The organism is Microbacterium sp. zg.Y909, from assembly GCF_024626565.1.
In genome coordinates this window covers 1-5,372 of sequence record NZ_JANJFJ010000303.1, presented here as the reverse complement: position 1 = coordinate 5,372, position 5,372 = coordinate 1, and the positions used below count along the sequence as shown (strand labels likewise).

Sequence of the window (5,372 nt, the reverse complement as noted above, 5' to 3'; positions counted from 1 at the left end):
TCTGCTCGTGGTCCTCGTGCAGGATCAGCAGACGCTCGAGCGCCCGTGACATGACCGGGTTGATCTCGTACTGCTCGCTCATGACGCCGAAGTTCAGGCGCAGGAAGTTGTCGACGAAGCTCAGCGAATTGTCGGGGTAGAGGAACGCCTGACCCACGCTCTTCTTGTGCGCGTAGGCGGCGATGACGGGGAGCTTCGCGAGCAGGCGGATGGTGTTGATCTCCACGTGCTCGGGGTTGTTCGGGTCGGACTGGTTCTCGTAGTAGGTCGACAGCGCCGCCGTCGCCGACGAGAGCACCGACATGGGGTGCGCCGTGTGCGGCAATGACGAGAAAAACCGCTTGATGTCCTCGTGCAGCAGGGTGTGCCGGCGAATGCGCTCGTCGAACGCACCGAGCTCGTCGGCAGTGGGCAGCTCGCCGTACAGCAGCAGCCAGGCCACCTCGAGATACGTGCTGTTCTTGGCCAGCTGCTCGATCGGGTAGCCGCGGTAGCGGAGGATCCCCTCATCACCGTCGATGTAGGTGATCGCCGACTTCGTCGCCGCGGTGTTCACGAACCCGTAGTCGAGGGTCGTGTGCCCGGTCTGCTTGGTGAAGGTCGACAGATCGACGCCGGCGGCACCGTCCGTCCCGCGCAGGATGGGCAGTTCTGCCGTGCGCTCCCCGATCGTGACCGTGGCTACGGACTGGGGGGCTTCTGGCTGCTGGGTGCTCGCGTCGCTCACGAAGCCTCCTTGCGGTCGGGGTCGTCGGTGAATACAGCCTAACGGGCTGTCGGGCCTACTCCGTTCCCCGCCAAAGGATGGGGAGATCCGGTGGATGAATGCTACGGATGCGTGAGCCGCCGCGCCGCCTCGGCGATGCGCTCATCGGTCGCGGTGAGAGAGAAGCGCACGTGCTCGGGGAAGTGCGGCCCATAGAAGTGGCCGGGGCCCGCCAGGATGCCATGCTCGGCCAGCCGGCCGAGGCTCTCCCACGCATCGCGACCCTCGGTGGCCCACAGGTACAGCCCGCCCTCGCTGCGGTCGATGCGGAAACCGGCAGCCTCGAGCGCAGGCTTGAGCACCTCGCGCCGACTCCGGTAGCGCGCCTTCTGGTCCGCGACATGGGCGTCGTCGGCGAGGGCCGCCGCCGCGGCGGCCTGCACCGGCGCCGGCAGCATGAGACCCAGGTGCTTACGGGCGGTCAGCAGGCGGGAGACCAGAGCCGGATCCCCGGCGAGGAACGCCGCGCGGTAACCGGCGAGGTTCGACTGCTTGCTCAGGGAGTACACCGACAGCACGCCGCCGAGGTCGCCATCCGTGACGCGCGGGTCGAGGATGCTGGGAACCGGATCGTCGGCCCAACGCCCTTCCCAGCCGAGCTCGGCATAGCACTCGTCGCTTGCGATCACGGCGCCGAGTTGGCGAGCCCGCGCGACGGCGCGGCGAAGCTCGTCGTGGTCGAGCACACGTCCGTCGGGGTTGCCGGGCGAGTTCAGCCACACCAGACGGGTCGCTTCGGGCCATTCGGCCGGGTCGTCGGTCGCCAGCGGAGTCGCGCCCACCAGCCGCGCTCCGACTTCGTAGGTCGGGTAGGCCGCACGCGGGTGCACGACGATGTCGCCGGGTCCGAGGTCGAGCAGCAGCGGCAGCAGCGCCACGAGCTCCTTCGAGCCGACGGTGGGCAGCACGTGATCGGGCGTGAGCGCAGGCACGCCGCGCCGACGCTCGAACCAGTGCACGATCGCTTCGCGCAGGAGCGGCGTACCGGCAGTCTGCGGGTAGGCGTGGGCGTCGGTGGCTGCCGCCAGCGCCCCCGCTACGGCCGCGGGCGTGGGATCGACGGGAGACCCGATCGAGAGGTCGACGATGCCGCCCGGATGGGATCGTGCTGTGGCCGCATAGGGCGCCACGGCATCCCAGGGGTAGTCGGCGAGGTCACTGACCCCCACGTCAGGCCTGCGGCGGGAGAGCGGCGATGATCGGGTGATCGTGCTTGATCACACCCGTCTTCGCGGCACCACCGGGCGAGCCGATGTCCTGGAAGAACTCGACGTTCGCGGTGTAGTAGTCCGCCCACTCGGCGGGCAGGTCGTCTTCGTAGTAGATCGCCTCGACGGGGCAGACCGGCTCACAGGCGCCGCAGTCCACGCACTCATCGGGGTGTATGTACAGCGACCTCTCACCCTCGTAGATGCAGTCGACAGGGCACTCGTCGATGCAGGCGCGGTCCTTGACATCGACGCACGGGAGGGCGATCACATACGTCACTCCCCCAGTCTAGGCGACCTCTTCGCATCCGGGAGGCGTGACAGGTCGGGCCAGGCGACGACGACCGCGACGACGAGGGGCACGGCGATCGTCCAGACGACGCCGGCCGAGAGCATTCCGTCCGTCGGGGCGGGGACGATGACCGAGCCGCCGGGGCCGGGGCCCGAGAACAGGAGGGTCGCGGCCATCGCACCGATACCAGCTGCCAAGGCGACCCACCGGTCCCCGGTCAGCAGCCGCACAGCCACCAGCAGCGCGGACACTCCGACGATGGACAGCACGAGACCGAGCGGGAACCACCCGAGGGCGTAGGAATGAGAGACGGTCCCGGCGACCCCGTACACGAAGCCGGTCACGACGGCGATGATCCACGTCAGCACGCGCGCCCTGGTCGATTCCACCTCAGCAGTCTAGGCGGCCGGTCACGCCGCCAACCCCCACAGCCGCAGCAGCGCAGCCGTGCCCGCGGCGGCCAGCACGACCACCAGGAAGGGGGCGCGCAGCAGCAGCAGCCCCGCCGCCACGACGAGGGCGGGCAGACGCGCGTCGATGACGACGCCCTGTCCGACGCCGAGCGTCTGCACCGCCACCAGGGCCGCCAGCAGCGCCACGGTGAGCAGGTCGGCCACGCGTGCGGGGCGGGGTGCTTCGAGCACCTTCGGCGGGATGAGATACCCGACAGCCTTCAGCGCGACGCAGATGATCGCCGCCAGGACAACGGCGTTCCACAGGGTCAAGGCAGCCCCTCCCGCTCGGGGACGTCGTCGGGGTCACCGAAGGCGTTGGCGCTCGCGGGTGAGGCGAACCAGTTGAACAGACCCACCACGACAGCCACCAGGGCGGCGATGAGCACGGGCAGTCCCGGCATGAGCAGGGGCGTGAGCACTGTCGCCACCACGGCGGCCGCGCTGCCCACCGCGATCGCCTGGCGCTCGCGCAGGCGCGGCCACAGCAACGCGAGAAACGCTGCGGCAGCGGCGGCGTCGAGCCCATACGCGCGCGGATCGCCCAGCAGGTCCCCGAGAAGCGCGCCGATCAGCGTCGAGAGATTCCACCCGACGTATATGCCGAGGCCCGTGACCCAGAAGCCGATCTGCCGCGCCCGGGGCGCGGTCTGGGCGAGAGCGACGGCCGTCGACTCGTCGATGGTGAACTGCGCCGCCGCCGCTCGCCGCCACAGCGGCCCTCCGATGACCGGCGCCATGCGCATCGCGTAGGCGACGTTGCGCACCCCCAGCAGCGACGCCGAGGCGATCGCCGCGGGGACGGCGGCCAGTCCGCCGGCGCCGATGACCCCGACGAAGGCGAACTGCGAGCCGCCGGTGAACATCACCAGGCTCAATACGCAGGTCTGCCAGACGTCGAGACCGGATGCCACTGCGAGGGCGCCGAACGACACGCCGTAGGCGCTGGTGGCAAGTGCCACCCCCAGCCCTTCGCGCGTCGCCCGGCGAACCTGACGGGCGGCATCCGCCCCGTCAGCAGACGTCCCTTCGCTCACCCGAAGATGCTAGCGGCGAGGGCGTCAGGCGTTGGCGTCCTGGCGCTTGAGCCGGGCGGTGTTGCGGGCGCGCTCGTTGCCGTCCAGGTTCACCTTGCGGATGCGCACGATCTCGGGAGTGACCTCGACGCATTCGTCGTCGCGGGCGAACTCGAGGCTCTCCTCGAGCGTCAGCAGCCGCGGCGGCGTCATCGACTCGAAGGTGTCGGAGCTCGCCGCACGCATGTTGGTGAGCTTCTTCTCCTTGGTGATGTTCACGTCCATGTCGTCCGCGCGCGAGTTCTCGCCGATCACCATGCCCTCGTACACCTCCTGCGTGGGCTGCACGAAGAACGACATCCGCTCCTGCAGCGCGATCATCGCGAAGGGCGTGACCACACCGGAGCGGTCAGCCACGACCGAGCCGTTCTGACGCGTCTGGATGTGCCCTGCCCACGGCTCGTAGCCGTGCGAGATCGCGTTGGCGATGCCGGTGCCGCGGGTGGTGGTGAGGAACTCGGTGCGGAAGCCGATGAGACCGCGCGAGGGGACGATGAACTCCATGCGCACCCAGCCGGTGCCGTGGTTGGTCATGTTCTCCATGCGGCCCTTGCGGGCGGCCAGCAGCTGCGTGATCGCCCCGAGGTACTCCTCGGGGGCGTCGATCGTGAGGTGCTCGAACGGCTCGTACGTCTTGCCGTCGATCTTCTTGGTGACCACCTGGGGCTTGCCGACGGTCAGCTCGAAGCCCTCACGGCGCATGTTCTCGACGAGAATGGCCAGCGCCAGCTCGCCGCGGCCCTGCACCTCCCACGCGTCGGGACGCCCGATGTCGACGACCTTGAGCGAGACGTTGCCGATGAGCTCGCGGTCGAGGCGGTCCTTGACCATGCGCGCGGTGAGCTTGTGACCCTTCACCTTGCCGACCAGCGGCGAGGTGTTGGTGCCGATCGTCATCGAGATGGCGGGCTCGTCGACGTGGATCTGCGGCAGCGGTCGCACGTCATCGGGATCGGCGATCGTCTCGCCGATCGTGATGTCGGGGAATCCGGCGATGGCGACGATGTCGCCCGGGCCTGCGGACTCGGCCGGGTAGCGGTCGAGGGCGCGGGTCTTGAGCAGCTCGGTGATGCGGGCGTTGCTGGTGGTGCCGTCAGCACGGACCCAGGCGACGGTCTGGCCCTTCTTCAGCGTGCCGTTGAAGACGCGCAGGAGCGCAAGGCGACCGAGGAACGGCGATGAGTCGAGGTTCGTGACCCACGCCTGCAGCGGTGCCTCGTCGTCGTACGACGGCGCGGGGACGTGCTGCAGGATCGCCTCGAAGAGCGGCTCGAGGTCGTCGTTGTCGGGAAGGCTGCCGTTCTCGGGACGGTTGGTCGAGGCGGCTCCCGCACGACCCGAGGCGTAGACCACGGGAACGTCGAGCAGAGCGTCGACATCGAGGTCGGGAACATCGTCCTGCAGGTCGGACGCGAGGCCCAGCAGCAGATCGTGGGCCTCTTCTTCGACCTCTGCGATACGCGCGTCCGGGCGGTCGGTCTTGTTGACCAGCAGAATGACGGGCAGCTTCGCCTCGAGCGCCTTGCGCAGCACGAAGCGCGTCTGCGGCAGCGGACCCTCACTGGCATCCACCAGCAG

At 69.2% G+C, this 5,372-nt stretch carries 7 protein-coding genes; all 7 read right to left on the bottom strand.

Annotated elements, in window-relative coordinates; genetic code table 11:
* A partial coding sequence (locus NQ160_RS17725; RefSeq protein WP_308211493.1) for a citrate/2-methylcitrate synthase occupies positions 1 to 727 on the bottom strand: 727 nt, incomplete at its 3' end.
* 101 nt (positions 728 to 828) lie between these two features.
* Positions 829 to 1,935 carry a succinyldiaminopimelate transaminase gene (gene dapC / locus NQ160_RS17720; protein ID WP_257516463.1) on the bottom strand — a complete coding sequence of 369 codons (1,107 nt, stop codon included), beginning with the start codon at positions 1,933 to 1,935 and terminating at the stop codon, positions 829 to 831.
* A 1-nt stretch (position 1,936) separates the two neighbouring features.
* Positions 1,937 to 2,254, bottom strand: a complete 318-nt coding sequence (fdxA, locus tag NQ160_RS17715) for a ferredoxin (RefSeq protein WP_257516462.1) — start codon at positions 2,252 to 2,254, stop codon at positions 1,937 to 1,939.
* The gene (locus NQ160_RS17710) at positions 2,251 to 2,655 is read right to left on the bottom strand and encodes a DUF6113 family protein (RefSeq protein WP_257516461.1); all 405 of its coding nucleotides are present in this window, start codon (positions 2,653 to 2,655) and stop codon (positions 2,251 to 2,253) included. The genes fdxA and NQ160_RS17710 overlap by 4 nt, the downstream gene beginning before the upstream one ends.
* 21 nt (positions 2,656 to 2,676) lie before the next feature.
* Positions 2,677 to 2,991 (bottom strand): AzlD domain-containing protein, encoded by a 315-nt coding sequence (locus tag NQ160_RS17705; RefSeq protein ID WP_257516460.1) that lies wholly within the window; start codon positions 2,989 to 2,991, stop codon positions 2,677 to 2,679.
* Positions 2,988 to 3,755, bottom strand: coding sequence for an AzlC family ABC transporter permease (locus NQ160_RS17700; protein ID WP_257516459.1), 768 nt, complete (start codon positions 3,753 to 3,755; stop codon positions 2,988 to 2,990). Before NQ160_RS17700 ends, NQ160_RS17705 begins: the two co-directional genes overlap by 4 nt.
* A gap of 24 nt (positions 3,756 to 3,779) precedes the next feature.
* Positions 3,780 to 5,372: EF-Tu/IF-2/RF-3 family GTPase (locus NQ160_RS17695; protein WP_257516458.1), on the bottom strand; the 1,593-nt coding region annotated here is incomplete at its 5' end.